The sequence below is a fragment of the Catenulispora yoronensis genome (genome assembly GCF_039531695.1).
GTDB lineage: Bacteria > Actinomycetota > Actinomycetes > Streptomycetales > Catenulisporaceae > Catenulispora > Catenulispora yoronensis.
In genome coordinates this window covers 1-21,727 of record NZ_BAAAQN010000006.1, presented here as the reverse complement: position 1 = coordinate 21,727, position 21,727 = coordinate 1, and the positions used below count along the sequence as shown (strand labels likewise).

At 68.9% G+C, this 21,727-nt stretch carries 23 protein-coding genes and 1 tRNA gene; 11 read left to right on the top strand and 13 right to left on the bottom strand.

Annotated features, from left to right (window positions below; translation table 11 throughout):
- The first annotated feature begins 13 nt into the window (after positions 1-13).
- Both ABD481_RS06660 and ABD481_RS06655 read left to right on the top strand, forming a co-directional pair.
- Complete coding sequence (locus ABD481_RS06660) at positions 14-817, top strand: GntR family transcriptional regulator (protein ID WP_344664643.1); 804 nt, start codon at positions 14-16, stop codon at positions 815-817.
- A gap of 9 nt (positions 818-826) precedes the next feature.
- Positions 827-1,255 carry an NUDIX hydrolase gene (locus ABD481_RS06655; RefSeq protein WP_344664642.1) on the top strand — a complete coding sequence of 143 codons (429 nt, stop codon included), beginning with the start codon at positions 827-829 and terminating at the stop codon, positions 1,253-1,255.
- An 89-nt stretch (positions 1,256-1,344) separates the two neighbouring features.
- Here ABD481_RS06655 and ABD481_RS06650 read toward each other — a convergent pair whose 3' ends face one another.
- On the bottom strand, positions 1,345-1,674 hold the full coding sequence (locus ABD481_RS06650) for a hypothetical protein (RefSeq protein ID WP_344664641.1): 330 nt from the start codon (positions 1,672-1,674) through the stop codon (positions 1,345-1,347).
- A 191-nt stretch (positions 1,675-1,865) separates the two neighbouring features.
- On the opposite strand from ABD481_RS06650, the gene ABD481_RS06645 reads away from it, so the two are divergent.
- From ABD481_RS06645 to ABD481_RS06630, 4 genes are read left to right on the top strand one after another with little or no spacing between them, the layout of a single operon-like run.
- Positions 1,866-2,963, top strand: a complete 1,098-nt coding sequence (locus ABD481_RS06645; RefSeq protein ID WP_344664640.1) for a hypothetical protein — start codon at positions 1,866-1,868, stop codon at positions 2,961-2,963.
- 14 nt (positions 2,964-2,977) lie between these two features.
- Positions 2,978-3,640, top strand: coding sequence for a YdcF family protein (locus ABD481_RS06640; protein ID WP_344664639.1), 663 nt, complete (start codon positions 2,978-2,980; stop codon positions 3,638-3,640).
- Positions 3,582-4,403 carry a WbqC family protein gene (locus ABD481_RS06635; protein WP_425559118.1) on the top strand — a complete coding sequence of 274 codons (822 nt, stop codon included), beginning with the start codon at positions 3,582-3,584 and terminating at the stop codon, positions 4,401-4,403. The genes ABD481_RS06640 and ABD481_RS06635 overlap by 59 nt, the downstream gene beginning before the upstream one ends.
- A gap of 26 nt (positions 4,404-4,429) precedes the next feature.
- The gene (locus ABD481_RS06630) at positions 4,430-5,029 is read left to right on the top strand and encodes a DUF5753 domain-containing protein (RefSeq protein ID WP_344664638.1); all 600 of its coding nucleotides are present in this window, start codon (positions 4,430-4,432) and stop codon (positions 5,027-5,029) included.
- Between the two features lie 5 nt (positions 5,030-5,034).
- Here the strand turns inward: ABD481_RS06630 and ABD481_RS06625 are convergent, their stop codons facing one another.
- The 3 genes from ABD481_RS06625 to ABD481_RS06615 form a co-directional block, all read right to left on the bottom strand.
- Complete coding sequence (locus ABD481_RS06625) at positions 5,035-5,670, bottom strand: HNH endonuclease (RefSeq protein WP_344664637.1); 636 nt, start codon at positions 5,668-5,670, stop codon at positions 5,035-5,037.
- A 158-nt stretch (positions 5,671-5,828) separates the two neighbouring features.
- Positions 5,829-6,791 (bottom strand): hypothetical protein, encoded by a 963-nt coding sequence (locus tag ABD481_RS06620; RefSeq protein WP_344664636.1) that lies wholly within the window; start codon positions 6,789-6,791, stop codon positions 5,829-5,831.
- Positions 6,792-7,038: 247 nt separating this feature from the next.
- Positions 7,039-7,929: a helix-turn-helix domain-containing protein gene (locus ABD481_RS06615; RefSeq protein ID WP_344664635.1), complete on the bottom strand. Its 891-nt coding sequence runs from the start codon at positions 7,927-7,929 to the stop codon at positions 7,039-7,041.
- Between the two features lie 294 nt (positions 7,930-8,223).
- Here ABD481_RS06615 and ABD481_RS06610 point away from each other — a divergent pair.
- Positions 8,224-8,296 (top strand) — tRNA-Arg (locus tag ABD481_RS06610).
- A 69-nt stretch (positions 8,297-8,365) separates the two neighbouring features.
- Here the strand turns inward: ABD481_RS06610 and ABD481_RS06605 are convergent.
- Together ABD481_RS06605 and ABD481_RS06600 are read right to left on the bottom strand one after the other, a co-directional pair.
- Positions 8,366-8,836: a hypothetical protein gene (locus ABD481_RS06605; RefSeq protein WP_344664634.1), complete on the bottom strand. Its 471-nt coding sequence runs from the start codon at positions 8,834-8,836 to the stop codon at positions 8,366-8,368.
- A 100-nt stretch (positions 8,837-8,936) separates the two neighbouring features.
- Positions 8,937-10,814, bottom strand: a complete 1,878-nt coding sequence (locus ABD481_RS06600) for an alpha/beta hydrolase (protein ID WP_344664633.1) — start codon at positions 10,812-10,814, stop codon at positions 8,937-8,939.
- A gap of 95 nt (positions 10,815-10,909) precedes the next feature.
- Here ABD481_RS06600 and ABD481_RS06595 point away from each other — a divergent pair, with 95 nt between their 5' ends.
- On the top strand, positions 10,910-12,844 hold the full coding sequence (locus ABD481_RS06595; RefSeq protein WP_344664632.1) for an outer membrane protein assembly factor BamB family protein: 1,935 nt from the start codon (positions 10,910-10,912) through the stop codon (positions 12,842-12,844).
- A gap of 76 nt (positions 12,845-12,920) precedes the next feature.
- Here the strand turns inward: ABD481_RS06595 and ABD481_RS06590 are convergent, their stop codons facing one another.
- Positions 12,921-13,463, bottom strand: a complete 543-nt coding sequence (locus ABD481_RS06590; protein WP_344664631.1) for a hypothetical protein — start codon at positions 13,461-13,463, stop codon at positions 12,921-12,923.
- A 169-nt stretch (positions 13,464-13,632) separates the two neighbouring features.
- Here ABD481_RS06590 and ABD481_RS06585 point away from each other — a divergent pair, with 169 nt between their 5' ends.
- Positions 13,633-14,175 (top strand): universal stress protein, encoded by a 543-nt coding sequence (locus ABD481_RS06585; protein ID WP_344664630.1) that lies wholly within the window; start codon positions 13,633-13,635, stop codon positions 14,173-14,175.
- A 90-nt stretch (positions 14,176-14,265) separates the two neighbouring features.
- Here ABD481_RS06585 and ABD481_RS06580 read toward each other — a convergent pair whose 3' ends face one another.
- Together ABD481_RS06580 and ABD481_RS06575 are read right to left on the bottom strand one after the other, a co-directional pair.
- Positions 14,266-14,802 carry an RNA polymerase sigma factor gene (locus ABD481_RS06580; RefSeq protein WP_344664629.1) on the bottom strand — a complete coding sequence of 179 codons (537 nt, stop codon included), beginning with the start codon at positions 14,800-14,802 and terminating at the stop codon, positions 14,266-14,268.
- An 88-nt stretch (positions 14,803-14,890) separates the two neighbouring features.
- On the bottom strand, positions 14,891-15,583 hold the full coding sequence (locus ABD481_RS06575) for a rhomboid-like protein (protein WP_344664628.1): 693 nt from the start codon (positions 15,581-15,583) through the stop codon (positions 14,891-14,893).
- Between the two features lie 87 nt (positions 15,584-15,670).
- Between ABD481_RS06575 and ABD481_RS06570 the strand changes: the two genes are divergently transcribed.
- Positions 15,671-16,570, top strand: coding sequence for a sigma-70 family RNA polymerase sigma factor (locus ABD481_RS06570; RefSeq protein ID WP_344664627.1), 900 nt, complete (start codon positions 15,671-15,673; stop codon positions 16,568-16,570).
- 83 nt (positions 16,571-16,653) lie between these two features.
- Here ABD481_RS06570 and ABD481_RS06565 read toward each other — a convergent pair whose 3' ends face one another.
- The 4 genes from ABD481_RS06565 to ABD481_RS06550 form a co-directional block, all read right to left on the bottom strand.
- Positions 16,654-18,891, bottom strand: a complete 2,238-nt coding sequence (locus ABD481_RS06565) for an MMPL family transporter (protein WP_344664626.1) — start codon at positions 18,889-18,891, stop codon at positions 16,654-16,656.
- A 210-nt stretch (positions 18,892-19,101) separates the two neighbouring features.
- Positions 19,102-19,935: a sensor domain-containing protein gene (locus tag ABD481_RS06560; RefSeq protein ID WP_344664625.1), complete on the bottom strand. Its 834-nt coding sequence runs from the start codon at positions 19,933-19,935 to the stop codon at positions 19,102-19,104.
- Positions 19,932-20,204: a hypothetical protein gene (locus ABD481_RS06555; protein ID WP_344664624.1), complete on the bottom strand. Its 273-nt coding sequence runs from the start codon at positions 20,202-20,204 to the stop codon at positions 19,932-19,934. Before ABD481_RS06555 ends, ABD481_RS06560 begins: the two co-directional genes overlap by 4 nt.
- Positions 20,201-20,551, bottom strand: a complete 351-nt coding sequence (locus ABD481_RS06550; protein ID WP_344664882.1) for an ArsR/SmtB family transcription factor — start codon at positions 20,549-20,551, stop codon at positions 20,201-20,203. Before ABD481_RS06550 ends, ABD481_RS06555 begins: the two co-directional genes overlap by 4 nt.
- A gap of 127 nt (positions 20,552-20,678) precedes the next feature.
- On the opposite strand from ABD481_RS06550, the gene ABD481_RS06545 reads away from it, so the two are divergent.
- Positions 20,679-20,867, top strand: a complete 189-nt coding sequence (locus ABD481_RS06545) for a hypothetical protein (RefSeq protein WP_344664623.1) — start codon at positions 20,679-20,681, stop codon at positions 20,865-20,867.
- Positions 20,868-21,727 lie beyond the last annotated feature (860 nt).

Genomic DNA, 21,727 nt, shown 5'->3' with positions numbered 1-21,727 from the left:
GTAGGATGCGCGCATGCCTATCGATTCGACGGATCCGCGGTCGCCGTCTGTGCAGATCGCTGACCATCTCCGCGAGGAGATCGTCGGCGGCGTGTACGGGCCCGGCGACAAGATCCCTTCCGAGCGAGAGCTGTCCGATGAATGGGACGTCTCGCCCCAGACCATCCGCCAGGCCATCGCCATCTTGAAGAACGAGGGCCTCGTCGAGGGCCAGCCCGGCCGAGGCGTGTTCGTACGGACCCAGCCCCCGCTGATCCGACTGGGGACGGAGCGCTTCTCCCGCGCCTACCGTGCCGCAGGCAAGTCCGCCCAGCAGGCCGACGCCGAGGCGGCCGGCCTCAGCTTCCGGCAGGAGGCACTCGAACTGGCGGATGTCCCGGCTCCTGCCGACGTCGCCGAACTGCTCGCTGTCGCGGCCGGTGCCACGGTGTTCAAGCGGTACCGGCGCGAGTTCGTCGACGAGAAGCCGAACCAGCTCGCCGCCTCCTACTACCGCCTGGAGGACGTCGAGGGCACCGCGATCCGCGAGACCAAAACCGGCCCCGGCGGCAGCATGGCCCGGCTGGAGGACGTTGGGTTCGTCCTCACCGAGATCTACGAGGAGTGGGGCCCGTCGCGGATGCCCAACCCGCGCACCCAGGAGCGGCGGCTGCTGCAACTGTCCAAGGGTGTTCCTGTCGCCCAGGTCGAGCGCCGGTTGTACGGCTACCGCGCCAGCGCCGGCGAGACCGAGGCGGACGAGCGTGTCCTGGAGGTCTTCCAGTCCATCATCAACGGCGCGATGATCAAGTTCACCCACCGCTTCCGAATCCAGTAAGGACCCTGCATGCCCGAGCACTACCGCCACTCGGTCTCCGTCGCTGGCGTCGTCGTCCGCGACGACGGCAAGATCCTCGTCATCCGCCGCGCCGACAACGGCCAGATCCAAGCCCCCGGCGGCATCCTCGAACAAGAGGAGGCCATCGAGGCCGGCCTGGTGCGCGAAGTTCTTGAGGAGACCGGCTACCAGGTCCGACCTCAACGCCTCACCGGCGTCTACAAGAACATGGTGCTCGGGGTGGTCGCGCTGGTGTACCGCTGCGAGCTGATCGGCGGGAGTGCCACCCCGAACAGCGAAGCCAAGGAGATCCTCTGGCTTGATCGCCAAGAGGTCGAGAACTCTGCGGTCGAGGCATTCTCGGTACGCATCACTGACGCTCTCGATGGCGACTGGCCAGCGGTGAGAAGCCACGATGGTACGAAGCTGGTGTCGTAGCGCCCGATTGGGTGAGCTGAGCTTGGCATTCATGACTCTCCTGCCTCGCCGACTCGGAGATGCGGATATCTGCCTTGCAGGTGGTGTCGTCAGCGCACGGCTATCAGGCGTGTTCCGGACGTGGTGATTTGCGCTGCGCGACTGTTCGCGACGTCACGCGGTCCGAGATGGTGCCGCGACAGCAAGACGACCCCGTACGGTTGCTGGGTACTGAGGGTCGCGAGAAGCGAGCTGAATACCGAGCCGTCCGCGTCGTCAATCCACTCGGTGAACACCCTGCTGAGCGTCAGCTCGTGTTGCTCGCAGTACGCCTTGAGCGCCGAGGACAGGGCTCGGAGCCGGCCGCTCGGCGCGGCCGCTCCTCGCAGATACCCGTAGACGACAAGCTCGTCCACTGCCTGGTGCTCGGTGATCCTCACCACCGGAACCTCCTCGCTCAGTAGGGGAAGGTGCGGTGAGCGCCGGACAACCACGTGCCGGGCGCCGCGATCTCCAGGATTGCTCTACCGGGCTAGCAGCGGGAATGACCGGGTGTAGCACTTCCGTAGCACTTTTGGTTCACCCCTTGCCGCCGCCATGATTCGATGGCTGATGAAGGGAGGAGTGCGCAGTGGCCGAAGTACGGAGTTGGACGGGGCTGGAGGCTCTCGCGCTGCGCAAGGCGCTGCGCGACTCCGTCCGCGGGTTCGCCGAACGGCTCGGAGTCGCCCCGCGCACCGTCGGTAAGTGGGGCCAGTTGCTGGCGTCCACAACGCCGTATCCCGACACGCAGGCGATCCTGGACACGGTGTTGGCACGAGCCGAGCCGGAGGTGCGCCTTAGGTTCGAGGCCATGGCGGCGGAGCTGCGGCGAGCTGAGCCCTACGGGCACGCACCGGCGGCCCGCACCATGTCCGGCCTGGACTTCGAGGCGTGGGCCGAAGACCTGGACCGGGCTGTGGTCGCCCTGAGCTGGCAGAACTTCAGGCACGCCGGCGAGCTGCTGAACCGCTGGCTGGCGCCGCTGGATCCCGACCTTCTGGATGACCGCGGCCTGTACCTCTACGGCAGGTCGCTGACTCTGCTCGGCGACTACCACTGCGACCAGGGCGCACTGCTCGGGCCGAGGTCAGCCGAGTCGACCTACCGCAGGGCCCGCAGCGTATTTGCCCAGCTCGACATCCCCCGCCGCGTGGCACAGATCGACCTGTCGCTCGCGGTGGTGAAGGAGATGTCCGGCGACGCCGCCGCAGCCAGCGGCCAGTACGACCTGCTCGCGGTCGACAACCGGCTCAGCGCCCGCGACCGTGCCCGCGCCGCCCTGTGGGTCGGCACCGCACTAAGCAAGCAGGACCAGCACGAGGAAGCAGTCGCCGTGATGATCGCAGCAGCCCGCATGTTCGAGACCCTCGGCGAGCCGGAAGACTGGTCGAGCGCCCAGCAGAAAATCGCGTTAGCGCACCGCGGCACCGGCAACCTGCCCGGAGCTCTGCGGCACATCGACATCGCCCAGTCCACCGGCCGCGCGCACTCCCCGCTTCAACAGGTCCAGCTGGGCACCGCCACCGCCCACATCCTGCTGACCGACCCGGCGACCCGACAGGAGGGCCTGGCCCGGCTCGACGCCGCCCACCAGGTCGCTGCCGGCGCCGGCCTCGGGCACCAGATCCGCAGCATCCAGAACATCCGCAAGACGCTCGCGGCCCCGGCCGCTGGCGCCACCCCGTGACGCAAGGAGCGTGCGTGACCGCGCAGGACATCACCGACGAGCACCACCGAGATGCCCAGACCCTCTGGGACTACCACCAGCTCGGACACGAACCACAGAACACCGAAGTCGCCGTCGTCCTGGGCAGCTACGACCTCGGCGCCGCACGCCACGCCGCCGCCCTCTACCACCAGGGCCGCTTCCCCTTGATCGTGTTCACCGGCGCCACCAACGACTACACCATCGACGTCTTTCCGCAGGGCGAGGCCGTCGCCTTCCACGCCGCAGCCACCGCCGCCGGGGTCCCGGATACCGCGACGATGATCGAGGACAAGGCCACCAACAGCGGTGCGAACATCACCCTGTCCAGACAGCTCCTGCTCCAGGCCGGCATCGTGCCGAAATCGGTGATGCTCATCGCCATGCCGTTCATGGAGCGGCGCGCCTTCGCCACCTGCCGAGCCCAGTGGCCCGAGGTCGACGTGGTCTGCTCCTCCCAGCCGATCAGCCTCGCCGACTACCTCGTCTCCAGTGCCGACCCGCGCCACGTCCTGTGCGACATGGTCGGCGACCTCCAGCGGATCATCGAATACCCCAAGCACGGCTACATGATCGAACAAGTCGTTCCGGAGGAAGTCCATGCCGCGCTCAAACGCCTCATCGTCGCCGGATACGACAGCGTCCTACCCAAGCCCTGACCCCAGCCGACCGACGGCCGCGGTCGCGATCCACCAGCCGAACCTGTTCCCGAGGTTGTCCACCCTGGCCAAGCTCTACGCCTGCAACACCCGCATAGTGCTCGACGACGTCCAGTTCACCCGCCGCGACTACCAGCACCGCACCAGGCTCGCCCAGCTCACGGACCCTACCCGCACGCAGTGGCTCTCGATCGCGGCCCACCTGCCCGACGGCCGAGCGACCGTCATCGGCGAGGTCCTGGTGGCAGAGCCCGAGCGAAGCCGCCGCCGGCTCGCGCTGCTCATCGAGCAGTACTACCGGCACAGCCGTCACTGGCTGGCCATTGCCCGAGTCCTGGAGGCCACCCTGGCCGCCTTCGACGCCACCGGCCGCATCGGCGCCATCGCCGAGGCGTCAACCACCGCCCTGCTCGATGAGCTCTGCTGGAGCGGGCAGACCGTGATGAGCAGCGGACTGCCCTCTGGCAACGGCAGGTCCGAACGACTCGGTGATCTCGCGGGTTTGGTCGGCGCCACCACCTACCTGTGCGGCACTGGCGGCATGCGCTACCTGGAACCAGAGTACTTCGACAGCCGGAACATCGGCATCATCCCGTTCCGCACACCAGCTGAGGCAACCGGCGAGATCTGGGCCACTGCCCGTCGAATCAGCGCCCTGTGGGCACTAGCGACCGTCGGGCCGCAGGGGCTCACGCAACTGCTGTCCGCAGTTGCGGCGTTCAACCGCGGCTTGTTCGACCTACGGCCAGTTACAGCCTACTAACCGCAGACGAAGGGGGCTCGGTCACGATGGGCATCGAGTACAACCGGCACATGCAGAACATGGCCGACGGCACCGCACACGTCCAACAGCAACTCCTCCAGGAGGAGAGCGTCGGCCACACGTTCAAAAACTTCGCCTCGGCGGTGGTACCAGGCAATTACCAAACCCGCGCCTACGCCACCACGCGCTTGACCGAGGCGCACGAACTGCTCGGTCTGCCCGACACTGTCACCCAAACGGTCGACCTCCGCATGTCGCGCGGGCAACTGATCAATGACCCCGGCCGGAGCTTTCACGCTGTTATCGCCGAGAGCGTCCTCTACGGTGCCACTGCCGACAGCGACGTTATGGCCGAGCAACTAGAACACCTGCTGGCCTTGGCCACCAAGCCGAACGTACGGCTGGGAATTCTGCCAACGCGCGCCCGCGTTCATGCCGCGCCGATGAGCCACATCGACATCGTCGACGACGCAAGCGTAAACATCGAGACCATGGCCGTCACCATCACGATCAGCAAGGCGCCCGAGGTCGCGATGTATCTGCGAATGTTCGATGAGTTCGCACAGGCCGCTGCCTACGGTGAGCAAGCCGCCGCCATGATTGGACGTGCCCAGTCCGGTAGCTGACGAGGCTACAAGTCGATGCCGAACAGCTCCGGCTGCCACGGCTCCGCAGCCGGAGCCTTCGCCACCGCGGCGTCGGGGATGTCCTCGACGCCGAACAGCGGCGCCTTCGCGCTTACCGCATCCGGGCTGCCGGCTGCCACCACCCCAGTCACCACGGCCTCCAGCAAGACCGGATCGGACACCCCGGAGTCGAGGGCCTCCAGTACTGCGAACCGGATCGCCCGCGACTGCGCCGCCAGCCCCCGAGTGTCCGCCCGGTCCAGCCGCACCCGCCCGGCAAACCGAGCTAGCCGGTCCCGCCGGGCCGCGTCGGCGATGTTCTGAGCCTGACTGCCTACCGACAAGTCAGCAAGCCGGACGCATATCGGCAGGTCACACCCATGCAGTATCCGCATGCCTCGGGGGATCGGACCATGGTGGGCCGTCCATAGCCACCGCGTCGCGGTCACCGTCGCCTTGTGGTCGGCCAACTCCAGGTCCCAGTCCCGGAACCCGTCGTCGTGGAACGTGCCGTAGCCAGACGACAGCCCGCCAGTCCAGATCACATGTTCGGCCGTCACCACCGTCTTCGCGCAGAACCGACCCCAGGCCCGCGCCGTCGCATGCGGCGGAACCGCCGCCGGATCCAGTGAGTACCCCACCCGGCCAGCATCAGGCACACCACCAACACAAGACAGAGCGCTGCTATCTGGCGGTACACTTCCTCAGCTTCGGCGGCGCCGAACCGCGGGATCCTGACGACGATGGTCCCGCCGACATCATTCGAGGCCGCAGAAGCTCCTGTGCGGTAACCCAGACCTCAGCTCACCGGCAGTGGGAAGGGAGCAGATCCTGCTGCTGGTGGGTCAACCCGCATCCACACCCCGCACACGTCCTTCAGCTGCTCCGAGTGCCAGGGGTAGGTGCCCAGCCCGTACCAGTGGGTGCCATCGGCGGTAACACCGTGGCGGAACCACCGTTCGTTGTCGAAACCGTCGGGGTCCGGACCCGCTGACGCCGTGATCCGCTGGTAGGCGTCCACCAGGGGTACTGGCATCGAGATCTGGGTGTGGGTCAGGTTCGTGGTCGGCCAGTCGTGCAGCCATCCGCAGTTGCCGCCGCAGCCCTCGACCAGCCGATGATCCTGCTCATCCGGAGCATGAACCTGATCCAGGTCGACGAAGCTGAAGTGCGCCCAGTCGAATCCGGGCCCTGCCGTCGTGTACGACGGCGCGACGGTGTCCAGCCGCGGGCTGATGTAGGCAACCCCGGGGATCTCGCCACCCAGCACAACCGCCATGGCCTTAATGTCCTCGGCCGGATCGGCCAAGACGGCAGCCCCACCTGTCCCGGACCGCGCCGCCCCCAACAGCCGCTTGACCGTGGTGCGCCACACGCCAGCCGGGCGCAACTGATCGTCGCCCAGCCCCATTTCCAGCCACAAGCTGGCTCCGCTCGGAGGTAGCCCCCAGTCGGAGCCGGACGTTCGAACGGCCAGCGCCGGCTCGGCCTGTGCAACGACGATCACTTCGCCGTCGCCGTCGCCGTCGCCGCTGAAGGCGAACGGCAGCACGCCCTGGTAGTTGACCTCGTCGCTTCCAGGCAGATTCAGCAACGCCTGGCCGGAGCCCGAGCCGGTGAGCACCGGCTCCAGGTCGGCCAGGCTCACCCCGGCGGGCAGGGCCCGCAGCACCTGAACCGTCGTCAGGCAGCTCTGGTACGGCATCCCGGTCATAGCAGCCAGGTCCCGGGCCGAAGACTTGTTCACGTTCTTCGCAGTCATGATCGAACACCTCCGGAGAGCAGGCCGCGGACACCCGCATAGGCGAGTGCCAGCGAATCTCACGAAATCGAGGGGAGACGTCGATGCGAACACCTTCGGCCGGAACCCGGATCAGCGCCGGTGGCCTGGCGCGACGAGCGCCACCACGAGACTGGCACACCGCCGGCAGCCGGCGCAACCTGCTGCCCCCGGTCCCGTCGGCGTCCCGAGCCTGGTGCGGCGGGCTGACCGCACCGGGCAGTCCCTCTCAGGGCCGTGATGCTGAGCCGCCCTGGAGGCGACCAGACCGGACCCGGTGCACTGACCCGGGGTCGGGGACCGCCGGGCGTGTGGCGAAGTCCGCGGCCCGCACCGCAATCTGCCGAGCCGACGGGTCCGCAATCCCGGCGGCGGCGAGTTCGGCGATGGCCTCGGTCATGAACGGCTCGACCTTGCCGCCCAGGGCCATCAGGATCTCGTTCGCCGCCGCATACTCGGCTTCGTCCGGCTCGAACCCACCACTTGCCAACACTTCGCCTTGATCGTCTTCGCCGACGGCGTCAAGTGAGGTAGCCACCTGAGGCAACCCAGAGATTGGTTGGTGAGGGTTAGTAGGGTTAGTGGGCGGAACCGGGGTTCCGGTAGAGGCGCTTCCAGTTTCCGGTACGGCTGCACCCGGTTTCCGGTGCCCCTGAGCCCCGGAATCCTCGCTACCGGAACCAGGCTTCCGGTCCCCAGCGTTATCCACAGCCCTATCCACAACGTCGTTCACATGTTCGTCCACAGGATCCGGGGTTCCGGTGGCGGCGCGGCGACGCTTCGGCACGGCTGGCTTCAGCATCTGCCAGTTCTTGTCCATGCGCATCGGCACGGTGTCCACCGCCCCGCCAGGAAGGGTCAGCTGGTACACGTCGGCCCACTGGCCGTGCTCCACCCGCTCGATCAGCCCGATCTCCCGCAGCTTGGCCAGATGCGAGCGCACCGCCCGCTCGGTCAAGTCCAGGATCTTCGCGAGCTTCTTCTCCCCGGGGTGAACCCGGGAGCCGTCTGCGTTGGCGAAGTGCGCCAGGAACATCGCGACGGCCTTGGTGGTCAGCGGCAAGTCGGCCTTGGCGACCTTGTGCTGCCAGTCGAAGGTGCCTATCGGGTGGTGCTGCATGGATGACGTCCTTATAGGCGTGCCGGCGAGAGCCGGAAGAAGGTGCGGCGCGACGGCGCGCGGAAACGACTCAGCCCCCGACCGGAAGTCCGGGCAGGGGCTGAGCGGAAAGGAGAGGGGAGAGCCGGGCACTAGGCTCGGCGGCACGAGAGCAGCGCCGTTTGAGCCCTCACGTGGTCTGCGGGGAAATAGCGGGGAGATTTCGGCAGGGCCCTACAGACAGGTTGGACCGGTGGGAGGGTTCGGATCCTCGGGGTGCGCTGACCTCGTACTACGCTAGGGTTTCTGGGTATGGCCCTCGTAGCTCAGGGGATAGAGCACCCGCCTCCTAAGCGGGGGGTCGTTGGTTCGAATCCAACCGGGGGCACCCACGGTGACCAGTGCGGGAACGACCCCGCCGCCCCGAAGCCGGGTGCCCCGGCCACCCGCTTCCGCGCTACGCCGACGGCGTCCCGTTCGGCCACACGCACGGCGCGCTGACCGTCAGACTCAGCCCCTGGCCCCCGAGGACGCTCTGCTCCATTCCCACCCGGAATCCATCCTTCGGGTTCTGGTACGTGAGAATCGTCGCGTTGTCCTCGATGGACTTGTAGCCGTTCTGACTCGCGTACGACCGTAGGGCGGCGAACATGGCCGGGTTCTCCGCCGCCGGGACGCCGCGCAGGAAGTAGTCGATGCTGGCGTCGTACCTGCCCTTGGGGCCGCCGTCGTCCGGGTCCTGGCATTCCGCGCTGGTGAGGGCGCCGTTGGGGACGAGTTGCGGTTTCACCGGGAAGATCGCGGCTATCTGGTCCACGTAGGTCTGGACGCGCTGCTTCGCCGCGTCCAGGGTGATGGTCTGTGCGCTGGTCGAGCCCGGGGTGTCCGGGGTGCCCTTCGACGAGCATCCGGCCCCGGCCAGGAGCACGACCGTGAAAGCTGCCGCCGCGCCGACGCGCCGCGAAGCCGTCCGTCCCCTCGATCGCCCGACCGATCGCCCGACCGATCGCCCCATCAACCGCCCCCGTTCAGACATGCGGAGTCCCTCCGACCACGATCTGGCCGATCGCCTTCAGCGACGGCGAGTTGGGGTCCCAGTATTGCGAGTGCGACCCGCCGTCCGTCACCGGCTTGCCGTTCGCGGTCGGCAGGATCTGTCCGCCGAACTCCGGTGCCGCCGGGTTCTGGCCGAACCAGCCGCCGTGCGTACCGCCGTCGTTGAGGTACGACAGATACGCCCCGGCGATCGGGATCGCCAGCAGCGCCGCGTTCCCGTACGTGTTCAGCTGCGGCACCGGGTCGTTCGCCGAGGCCCCGGCCCAGAACCGGGACGGGTCGATGTGCAGGTCCGAGGCGTGGTCTACGCCCACGCCCGGGCTGCCGACGAAGACGACGCGGTCCACCGGCAGGCCGTAGTCGCGCATCGCGAATCCGATCGCTGTCGTGCCGTAGCTGTGCCCGATGATCGTGTTCAGCGACGGCGCGCCCTGGTGGGTCGTGCGGATGGCGGCCTCGAAGTCGCGCAGCTTGCCCTCGGCCGCGTCCGCGTAGTCCGCGAACGGGGAGTCGAACTCGATGCTCTGCGGGGCGTCGTAGCCGACCCAGGTGATCGACGAGGTCACCTGGGTCCCGTTGCTGGCGTCGTTCGCCGAGCCGACCATCCGGTCGGAGCGGCTGATGTCGGCGCCGATGGTGCCCAGCCGCGCGGTCGTGCCCGGCACATAGGTGATCACGTTGTTCGCGGTGTCCGGGTTGTTGATCGCGACGATGGCGTGGCCCAGCCCCTGCCGGTCCAGCCCGATCAGGAACGCCGGCGGCATACCGTTCTGGTCGTGGAGCCGGGCGTCGATCGCCTGGAGTCCCTTGAGCTGGTCCTTCAGCGCGTTGCGCTCGGCATTCCACTTGTCCCAGTCGGCGCCGTCGGTGTCCTTGTCCGGCTGGGACGCGTCCAGCACCTTCAACCGGTCCTGGACACTCGTGAGCTGGGAGGCCAGCACCGAGCGGTTCGCCTTGTCCCGGTCGGCGCAGGGGATCCCGTTCAGCGCGCCGACGATGTCGGCGTGCTCCTTGATCAGCTGGTCGCGCTCGGCCTGGCTCAGCGAGGCCCACCACCAGGAGACCTCGGAGGAGTCCGAGCCCGGCCCCGGGAACATGGCGTCCTCCAGGCCCAGCGCGGCGTCCGGGTTCAGGACCAGGTCCGCGACGCTGCCGCCGAGCGCGGCGAAGCGCTGGTCGAAGTCCATCGACTTGGCCCCGGTGCCGCCGGCCGACTTCAGGATCCTGGACGCCAGGTCGGTGGCATCGTTGATGGTGTTCTCACACTTGGCCTTGGCCCCGGTGTACTGCTCGTACAGGTTCGGCATCTTCGCCCGCAGCGGCTCCAGCGCCAGCCGGGACGCCGACAGCGCGTCCAGGGCGTTCAGGAAGCCGTCCTGGCCCAGGCTGCTGCGCGTCTCCATGTGGCTGGACTTCATCAGCTCGACCATCCGGGCGTCGGAGTCCGCGGTCGCGCATGTCAGGGCGTCCTCCTCGGACAGGCCGCCGTCCGCCCTCATCTTCTGGAGCAGCGCGTTCGCCTGGTTCCAGTAGCCGTCGAGCTGCCCCTGGAGGGTGCGGACCTGCTTGCTCAGGTCGTCCCACGCGTCCCCGACGCTGCGATACGCGGTCTCGGCCGTGCCGAGCATGCCCGGGAACGGCGCGCAGGCGTCCTTGAACGCCTGCCCGGACCTGCCCATCCAGCCGGTGATCGCCGGATCGGCGAGCAGCCCGGTGGTCCCGGCCTGGGCCCGCGCGATCTCGTCGGCGTAGTCGTGCCACATCCGCGCCCAGGTGTGCAGGTCGTCGGGATCCTGCGGGATCGGGACGGAGTCGAAACCCAGGATCCTCCAGTCGGTCGGCTGAGCCACCGTGCATCCCCCGAAGTCCAGAGTGAATCAGTACCCGCAGGCCCCCCGGGCCGCGGTCCGGGGCCGGTCCCCGACCGGATAAGTATGCTGGTCACATGACGCGTCCCGGCCGTTCCGCCGACCCCGTGGAGCCCCTCGGCCCGGCCGGCGGGCGCTCGCTGGCCGACAACGTCGCCGTCGGCGGTCCGCTGGACCCGGCGGCGCTGCGGTGGCTCGGCGCCGGACTCGCGGAGGAGTTGCGGGCCGCGCGCCGCTCCAGGCGCGTCCATCGGGAGCTGACGCCCGAGAACGTGCTGGTGACCGCGGACGGGCCGCGGTTGATCATGGACTCGGAGCCGCCCGCCGGGCAGAAGCGGCCGACCGCGGCAGCCGAGGTCCAGGCCTTCGGCGCGCTACTCGCCTTCGCCGCGACAGGCAAGAGGCTGGCCGGTTCCGGACCTGCACGGTCGACAGGGGCGCGGGAGGCTTCGTCGGACTCGGATTCCGCCGCCGCCGTCACCGCCACAACCCCCACCGTCACAACCCCCACCGCAATCGTTGTCGCCTCGATCCCCGAGGGCCTGCGCGAGATCGTCACCCGGTGCCTGGCCATCGATCCGAGCGCCCGCCCCTCGTTCGCCGAGCTGCTGATCCTTTTCGACGATTCCGGTCCGGCCGATCAGCCGTCGCCGAGGATCCCGAAGCAGAACCCCGGCGAGGCGGCCGCCAAGAACTCCGCCCTGAAACCCACGCCGAGACCCGCGCCGAGACCCGCCAAGAGTTCCGGAACACAGCCCTATCCCACCCGCCGCAAGTTCCTCCTCCTCGGCGCCCTCGGCCTGACCGCCGGCGGCATCGCCCTCGGCATCGACAAGATGCCCGGCGGCGACACCAAGCCCACCGGCGGCGAGGCCGGCCCGCGCCCCAACGCCGCCTCCGGCGCCGAGCTCCCCACCGTGGCCCGGCCGGGGCTGATCGGCGGCCCGCTCAAGGACCCGCTGTGGACGAGGTCCGTGCTCCACGGCGTCGACGCCCTCACCGCGGCCGGCGGCCTCGTCCTGGCCGGCGGCGCCGGGATCGCCGCCTACGACGGCGCCAGCGGCGAACCGGGCTGGTCGGTGCCCGTGGACGCTTCCGGGACTTTCAGCGAGAGCCGTCTCCCGGTGGACGGCGGCACCGTCTACGCGCTCACCCCCGGCGGCGAGCTCGACGCCTTGTCGAGCACCGACGCCACCCAGCTGTGGAGTGCTCCGCCGCCCCCGCGCTGGGTTCGGGCCGGGCTGGTCGGCGCGTCGCCCGACGCCGTCGTGGCCTGGGCGCTGAGCACGCCCGGCGGCGACGGCGGCCCCGGTCTGTGGGCCGCCGACCCGAAGGCTCACAGACCGACCTGGAACACCCCGGTGGCCCCTTTCGACGGCATGCCCTATTTCAGCGCGGGCGCCGGCCTGGTCGTCGTCTCCCGCCCGAACAACTTCCAGCTCGCCGCCTACAGCGTCGCGGACGGCGATCTGGCCTGGACCGCCGAGGACGCCGTCGCCCGGAGCGGCGGCCGGGACGCCGCCTTCGCCACCTCCGTCGCCGGCCACGGGGCGACCGTCTACTGGGCCACCAACCGCCTCTACGCCCTCGACCAGCACGGGAAACACCTGTGGCCGGCCGGCGTCTCCGAAGGCGGCGACGACGGCATGTTCCACGCCGTCGTCGCCGACGACACCCTCGTCTACGCCGCCGCCGAGGTCGTGCTCGGCACCGACACGATCGTCGCCTACGGGGCCGCCGACGGCGCGCTGCGGTGGCGCGCCTCTTGGCCCAAGCAGTTCTTCACCCCGAGCCTCGAATGCGAGATGGCGCTCGGCGGGGGAAACCTCTACGTCGTCGATCGCTTCTCCCAGACCCTCGTCGCCCTCGACGCCGCCACCGGCCGCACACTGTGGCAGTTCCACGAGAAGACGCCCGCGAAGAACAGCGATCAGTACTGGCACGTGGCCGCCGACTCCGACCACGTCTACATCGGCTACGGCTCGACGCTCCGCGCCTTCACGGCAACCTGAGCTCTCCGAGGCTCCGAGTTCCGAGTTCCGAGCTTCGGACTCCGAGCTCCGAGCTCCGAGCTTCCGGCCCGGCGGCTCAGAGCTTCGTCTCCGGCCCCCATCCGGGGAGCGCGTAGTTGAAATACGCGTTGGGGAACGTGTACCGGCCGTCGTCGAGCCCGTTCAGGCCGCCCGACCCGTCGTACGCCTTGAAGATCTCGATCGAGCGCGTCAGACAGTTGTCGGTGGCCAGGTCGTAGGACCGGGCGAACCCGGCCGTCGCGGTGGCGGTCGCCGCCGCCTGGTCGTCCGCGGCCGTGTCCTTGCACCGGTAGCTGCGGTAGCCGCCGGACTCGTCGAGCGTCGCGAAGTCGTGCAGCATCTGCTTCTCTGTGCCGCTCTTACGCCAGTTGTGACTCGACTCCGTCGCTCCGTAGTCCCAGCTGCCGCTTCCGTCCGACCACCGGTAGGCCCACGCCACGTGTCCGAGCCCGTACGCACCGTCAGGGGCGTCGAAGATGCACACCCGACCGGTCGGCCCGGCGGCCGCCGACGCGGTCCCGGCCCCGGCGGCGACGACGCCCGCGGCCATCACTCCGGCCGCCACGACCGCTGCCGCCCTGCTCCTGCGCATACCCATCCAGACCTCCCGAAGACGCTGACGGGGATCCCGGTGATCCCGTTGAATGTCAACGCCCTGACCGGCGGTCCGGACACGCCCTTTGTCTCATCCGATGGAATGATCTAAACCGCGCCAGCGTTACCACGACGAGCACGGATTCGAAGGTCACACCGAAGGAGAACCCACCATGGCAGGCACCCTTCTCATCGCGTACGACGGTTCCGCGGACGCCAAGACCGCCCTGGAATACGCCGCCAAGACCTTCCCCGGCCGCGAAGCCGTCCTGCTCACCGTGTGGGAGCCGCTGATGGCCCAGATGGGAGTCGCCGAGGCGTTCGTCGGCGTCACCGTCTCCGAGGACGAGGAAGCCGTCGTCGCCAAGGGTGCCGAGCAGGTCGCCGAGTCCGGCGCGAAGCTGGCCGCCGAGCTCGGCCTGAAGGCCACCGCCCGCTGGGAGTCCGAGGGCGCCCAGTCCGTCGCCGACACCATCGACCGCCTCGCCGACGAACTCGACGCCGACCTCGTCGTGACCGGCTCCCGCGGCCTCACCGGGCTGCACTCGCTGCTGGTGGGCAGCGTCTCGGCGAAGGTTCTGAAGCACGCCCGTCGGCCGGTGCTGGTGGTCCCGTCCGCCCACCTGGCCAAGGCGCGCAGCGAGGCGCCGGCCGACGCGGACGCCGCGGCCGACACGACTGCCGACACCACGGCCGGCGCCACCGCCGACGCCTGATCCCCGTCGGCGCACAGACTGCGGCCGGTCGCCCGATGAGCTCTGCGACCGGTCGCTGCTATTTCACAGAGGGCTTCCGCGCTTCAGCGCTTAAGCAGACCTTCCATCCCGCAACTGCCGCGTCAACGTCTGCATCCCCCGACTCGTGGCGGACTTCACAGTCCCCCGGGTGATCCCCAGCGTCCGCGCGATCTCCGCTTCGGACAGATCCGCCCAATATCGGAGAATCAGAACATCGCGCTGCCGTATGGGCAACGCCCGCACGGCCTCCAAGACCTCGCGATGCTCCAACGGCAGCAGCGCCGTCGCTTCCGCCGGCTCGACACTCGGCACGAACTCCGGAAGATGCTCCCGCTCCGTCTTCCGTCGCCGCTGCACCGACCGCGCGCGGTTCACTACAGCGGTCCGCAGATAAGAAGGCGGGCTAGCGACGTTCTCCAGCAACTCGCACCGGGACCAGAGCTTGACGAACACCTCCTGCACCGCGTCCTCGGCGCTCGCCGTGTCACCAAGCATGAGCACGGCCAGCCGGGTCAGCGGCAGCCGGTGCTGTTCGTACAGCTCAGCCACATCATGCGAGCCGCTGTGGCGGCGGCAGTCCGGGGCGGACAGAACCATCGTGGTCATACATCCAGGTTCGCCTCGGAACCTCGCTCACCGATAGCCGCCGAAGGTCTATTCGCACCCCTCCTATAGGCCTACGCCCACGTACGCCTCAGTGGGGACCGGCAGGCGCCGCGACCGCCTCAGGGCTCATATCTCTTACGTCCCCAGGGAGAGCCTCAACGTCGACGCGCCGCGTGTAACGCATATGGATCACCACGGTGAGCCCTATAGAGAACGACAGTATGTGACCGATGGCTGTGTAGTCGGCGTCCTCGATGTTCTGCAACAGACTCGGCGTCGCCCCGGCCAACGCTATAGCCCACAGCACGCGCACCCACAGTTGCCGCGCGCAGCCGATGGCCACGACCATCGCGGCGACCACCAGGTACGACGGCCCGGTGTCCCAGTCATGCGCCTCGGAACTCGGCAGCGATCCTTGATGTATGCGCCACCACACCAGTCCCTCCGTCACGATGCTCACGCCGATGTGCACCGCGGCCAGCAGCATCACGGCCTTGCGCGCTCCCAGCACCGCCACCACGCTGAAGACCGACAGCGCGAACAGCGGCCACACCCCGGCCGACTCCTGCGGCACGAACGCCGACGCCACGAACGCCTCCGCCGGATGCCCGGCCGGCCGCAGGTTGTCCAGATTCGTCGACGCCCAGCCCATCAAGCGCTGTAGCCGGTCGGCGGAGATCCGCTCCTCGACCTTCCCGACGATCGCCAACGTCGCCACGTACCAGAAAGCGGGATTGCGCAGCAGCCACCCCGGCAGCGCGCGGAGTCGGGCGGCGGTCAAGGTGGCCCCTTTCGACAGATCCTCCCGGCCATGATCGCTCCTTGATATCTCTTGGGGGAAACACGGCGACTGAGAAAGGTACGACAGATGTCGGACGGAGAGTTCCTGGCCGAGCGGTTCCGCGAGTATCGGCCCAGGCTGCGCGCGGTGGCCTACCGGATGCTCGGATCTCTCAGCGAATCCGACGACGCCCTCCAGGAGGCCTGGCTCCGGGCCGACGCCGCCCTGGCCGGGAACCAGGGTCCGGAGACGGAGGAGATCCGGAACTACGACGCCTGGCTGATCACCATCGTTGCCCGCGTCTGCCTGAACATGCTGCGGTCGCGCGCGCGGCGCCGTGAGGACTCCCTGGAAGTCCACATCCCCGATCCCGTGGTCTGCGCCGAGGACGACACCAACCCCGAGACCCTCGCGCTGACGGCGGACTCGGTCGGCCTGGCGATGATGATCGTGCTGGACACGCTGGCCCCGGCCGAGCGCTTCGCGTTCGTGCTCCACGACATGTTCGCCGTGCCGTTCGAGGAGATCGCCGAGGTCCTGGAGAAGACGCCGGCCGCGACCCGGCAGCTGGCCAGCCGGGCCCGCCGCCGGGTCGAGGGCCAGGCCCCGGTCCCGGATCCGGACCTGGCCACCCAGCGCGCCGCCGTCGACGCCTTCTTCGCCGCCGCGCGGGACGGCGACTTCCAGGCGCTGGTCGCTGTGCTGCACCCGGACGTCGTCCTGCGGGCCGACGGCGGCCTCCTGCGCCCCCGACGGGGCGTGGTCCTCACCGGCGCCGAGACTGTCGCCTCGCAGGCCGCGCTGGCCCGGCACATGGCGCCGTTCGTCCGGCCGGTGCTCGTCAACGGCACGCCGGGCGCGTTCGCCACCAAGGACGGCAAGCCGTTCGCGCTGATGGCGTTCACCGTCGTCGGCGGCAAGGTGGTGGCGATCCAGGTGATCAACGACCCCGAGCGGCTGGAGGAGATCGCGCAGGCGATCGCTTAGAGACGCGTCTGGCAAAAACGCATAAGCGGACTGCGGCGTCGATTCGACGCCGCAGTCCGCTTATGCGTTACCGGTGTTATCCCTTAACCGATCGGGACCCGCCCCGGCTCGAAGGTCCGCCCCGGAATCGGCGGCGCCGACTTCTCCAGCGAGATCCCGGGGATCCACCGCAGCGCGCGCGGCAGCGTCCAGTTCCGCTCGCCGAGCAGGCTCATGATCGCCGGCACCAGCACCCCGCGGACCACGGTCGCGTCCAGCGCCACCGCGAACGCCATCCCGACGCCGATCATCTTCATCGGCGCGAAGGGCATGAAGGCGAACAGCGAGAACACCGCCACCATGATCATCGCGGCGCTGCTCACCACGCCGGCCGAGGAGCTGATGCCCCCGGCGACCGCGTCCCGGGTCGGCACCCCGCGCAGCCGCAGCTCGCGGATCCGGCTCACGACGAACACGTGGTAGTCCATCGAGAGCCCGAACAGGATCACGAACATGAACAGCGGGAGCCAGGCCACGACGCCGCCGTAGGCGTGGAAGCCGAGCTGCTTCTCCAGGTGGCCGTCCTGGAAGATCCACCGCACCACGCCGTAGGAGGCGAAGACCGACAGCAGGTTCACCACGACGGCGGTCACGGCGATCGCCAGCGACCGGAACGCCGAGATCATCAGCACGAAGGCCAGCAGCAGCACGAACCCGACGACCAGCGGAGTGGTGCTGTGCAGCCGGTCGCTGAAGTCGCTCTGCCCGGCCGCCTCGCCGCCGACGTTGTAGTCGATGCCGGAGACGTGGCCGAGCGTGGCGGGCAGCACCCGGGAGCGCAGGTCGCCGAGCGCGGCCGCCGAGGCGCTGTCCGCGCCGTCGCCGGCCAGCGGCACCGAGACCACCAGGTAGTGGCCGTCGGCGCTGGTCTCCGTGGTGACCTGGGCGCCGCCGGGCACCATCTGGCGCAGTGAGGTGATCGCCCCGGCCAGCTGCTGACCCCGCAGGACCTGCGGATCGCCGTGCACGACCAGCTGCGCCGGCGCGGGCCCGCCCGGGAACGCGGTCTGGAGCCGCTCCAGGGTGTGGCTGATCGGCTTGCCGTACGTCAGGTCGACGCCGCCGGAGTTCTTCGCCTTCAGCCCGATGGCCGGCACGGCCAGGGCGACCAGCCCGAGGAACACCGGCAGGCCCCACAGCAGCGGACGCCGCACGACGCGCTGCATCAGGAACCGCCAGAACCGGGACTCGCGGGCCACGGTCCGGCGCTTGCCCAGGAACGGCACGCGGCCCTTGTCGACGCGGTCGCCGAACCAGGACAGCAGCGCCGGGACCACGGTCACCGAGCCGAGCATCGCCATGCCGACCACCAGGATGGTGCCGATGCTCCAGCCGGAGAACTCGTCGATGCCGGTCAGGAACAGCCCGCCGAGGCAGGCCATCACCGTCAGCCCGGACACCACGATGGAACGGCCGGAGGTGGCGGCCGCGATCCGCAGCGCTTCGCGCGGCGACCGGCCCCGGGCCCGCTCCTCACGCTCGCGGCGGATGTAGAACAGCGAGTAGTCCACGCCCACCGCCATGCCGATGAGCAGCACGACCGAGGAGGTGCTCTCGCTGATCGGCAGCCAGTGGCCGGGGATCGCCAGCAGCGAGATCGAGGCGGCCACCGCGGTCAGCGCCAGCAGCAGCGGGATCGAGGCCGCGACCAATGCGCCGAAGACCACGACCAGCAGGAACAGGGTCACCGGCACCGAGCTGAACTCGGCGCGTTGCAGCCCCTGGGCCACGATGTCGTTGATCGCCTTGCCGACCGAGGCGGTGCCGGCCTCCTCGATGCGGACGCCGGGATGCGAGGCCTGGAGCTGGTCGACGGTCTTCAGCGCCTTGGCGACCGTGTCCGGGGCCTTGTCCTTGTCGCCGGCCACCACGAAGGCGACCAGGGCGGACTTGCCGTCCTTGGCGAGCAGCGCCTTGCCCTCGGCGGCGTCGTCGAGCGGGGAGCGGACCTGCGCGGCGACGTCCGGAACGGCGCGCAGCGCGGCGGCGACGTCGGAGACCGCGGCCCGGAAGTCCTTGTCGGTGGCGAACGAGGCCCCGGACAGGCTCTGCACGAGGACGTTCTCGCTCTGCTGCGAGACGCCGGAGTCGTGGAGCGCGCGCTCGGCGCGGCCGGCCTCGCCCGGATCGTAGGAATCCTTCTTGGCCGTGCTCGCCATCCCCCCGATCACGACCGCCGCGACGATCAGGGCGAGCCAGCCGAAGACCGCGGTCTTCTTGTGGCGGGCGCTCCAGCCCGCCACCCTTTCCACCAAGGGCGGACGTGCTGCTAGCTTGGACATGAGAGATCCCCTCCATGGCTGGGCCATCGATGTGTGAGAGCTGACGTGACTGGCTGGTGCGGGGTCTTGCCTGGCCGGGCGGATGCTGCAACATCTGCCCGGCCCTTGTCGTCGGTGCCGGTCGTGCTGGTGCGGGCCGTGCCTGTGCGGGACTTACATGTGCGGGGCTTTACGTGTGCGGGACTGCTTCGTGCGGCTGTTCCGTGCGGATCAGGCTGCTTCCGGGGCGCGTTCGGCGCCCGCGCCCTCGCCGCTGTCGGTGACGTGCGTGGCGGTGCTCAGCGGCCCGGGGGAGGACAGCACCCGCCGCGCCGGGCCCAGCGGGTCCCGTCCGGCGACCACGACGCGCAGGGCGTTCGCGTGCACCCGGGCGGTGGCGACCAGGACGTAGTTCCAGGCCAGGAACAGGGCCAGGGCGACGGCCGCTGCAACGGACGCCGACAGGTCGCTGCCGATGAAGAAGCCGACGGCGTCCTTGCCGTGCGGGCCGTGCGGGAAGTAGCCCCAGGCCATGCCGTGGATCCGCTCGCCGTCGAACTCGTTGGGGATGTACCGGTACCAGATCGGGAGCGTGACCGTCCCCAGGAAGGACACCCAGATCGCGAACACGACCGTGCTCAGCGCCAGCAGCGGGACGTAGAGCAGGGTGAAGTGGGCCAGGCCCCGCTGGGTCACCCGGTCCTGCCACACCGCCTTCAGGTTCGCGAAGAACCCGTCGGCGGTGGGCATCGGCTCCAGGGCCGGCAGGCCCTCGGGCACCACGGCCCGGGTCCGTCCGTGCTCCAGCACCACGCAGCCGCGGATGAAGTAGGCGGTGCCGATCAGCAGGGGCAGGCCGAGCCAGATGATCACCAGCGCGGCCGAGGTCACGGCCATCGTGAAGACCAGGCCGAACAGCACGGTGCCGACGACCAGATAGCTGACCAGGTACCAGGCCGAGGCCCAGACCCCCGACGAGACGGCCATCCGGAGCGGGTTGCGGTGCATCCGCAGGCGGGTCCAGACCGGGGTGTCGTACAGCTCGGCCGGGTCCTGGGCGCTCATTCGACGCTCCTCAGAAGATGCTCGATCTCACCGACCTTGAGGTCCAGGGCCCGCAGCTCGGTGAGCAGCTGGTCCTGCTTCTCGACCGCCTCCTCCGCGAGCTTGCGGTAGGCGGCGTAGGCCACCGAGTCCGCCCGGTGCTTCTGCAACTGGAAGAACGACACGATGCTCACGGCGATGGCCGTGAAGATGATCGCGACGATCACCACCGCGATGATCCCGCTGTTCCCGCCGCTGCTCCCGTCGGCGAGCACGACTCCCGTGTTCATCCGATTCCACCCTTCGTGTTCGCGTCCGTCCCGGTGGGCTCCGCGTCCCGTGCCACGGTCTCGGCGATCGTCTCCGCATCGAGCGTCAGCGCGAACGGCATGAGCTCGAAATACTTCATGGCCTTGCCGTCCTCGGACAGCTCCAGATGGCCGACCACCAGTCCCGCCGCCTCCAGCCGCTCCAGGTGCATATAGAGCAGCGGACGTGACAGGCCCAGCCGCCGGGCCAGTTCGCTGACGTGGACGCGGCCGCCGTCCCGGGCCGAGGTGTACAGCTCGGCGACGATGCGCAGCCGCTGGGCGTGGCCCACGGCGCCCAGCTTCGCCAGCAGTTCCTCGGTGTTCAGGGCCGCCTCCTCGTTCCTGGTGACTTCCTCGCTATCACCTGTAAGACGAGACTGACAGGTGCCGGAACAAACTGTCAAGTGTTGGGTGGCGCCGCCCACCCGCCCCGGCTGCCCTACACTGGTGGCCATGAGTGAGAACTCTGGCTGGGACGCCGACGAGCGCGTCGTGGACTGGGACGAGTTGTTCGGGGACGTGCTCCCGGAGCAGACCGAAGACGATCTCGGGGACCGGGATCCGTCCGCCACCTCCGGATCCGGGGACACCGCCCGGCTGCTGGAACTGATGGCCGACCGTCCCCCGCACTACGAGGACTGACCCCCCGACCGACCGCCGGCCGGGCTGCCGCAAGCCCGGCATCCGAATCAGCAGTGCGCTGTCCGAAGGGCACCGCCTCTTCCGAACACCACTGCCTCTCCTGAACACCACTGCCTCTCCCGAACAGCACTGTCTTTCTGAACAGCACTGGCCCTTTGAGCAGTACTACCCCGTCCGTGATCAGCGGGCTTGACACAGCGCCGCACGCGGACTAAGTTTTCACGACGTTGCCCCTAAGGGACGCACCGCGCGAGCGGATGGTCACCCGGGGTGATCTTCAGCGAGAGCCAACCCGATCGTCAAAGTCGTCGTCTTGAGTCCTGTCCGGGCCCAATGGCGTCGGCCGCGTCGTGTTCTCTCGGTGTCGGAACCTGGATTCGCATTCCGAACGGCCGGCGAACGGCCGATTTGGAAGCGGGAAACAAGTACCGATACAGTCTGGAGCACCGCGAGGGAGTGAATAACCCCGAGCGGGCCGAAGGCCAGGTGGAAGCGCAGGACGCAGAACCGATCTGCTAAGATCGGAAATGCGAAAGGCGAAAGAAACCAAGCCGGAAGCGAAATCGCAAGAAATTGCGAAGAACGCGGAGGATCTGCTAAGATCTAAAGCGAAGCAAGACAAAAACTGAAAGACCTGAACAACACCGGGTCGCCAGCGATCAGAACGCAGGTTCTGAGACGAGTGGTTCGGGTGTCTGTTACTTGAGAACTCAACAGTGTGCCGATTAATTTCGATGCCATGGACCTCAGCGCCAGCGCTGAGAGTCATTGAACACATGGTTGGTAGACGGCTCTCCGACCCCCGTCGGGGATGTCCGAGCTACCTGCCAGGTGACTCTTCTGACACCTCTACCAGTCCT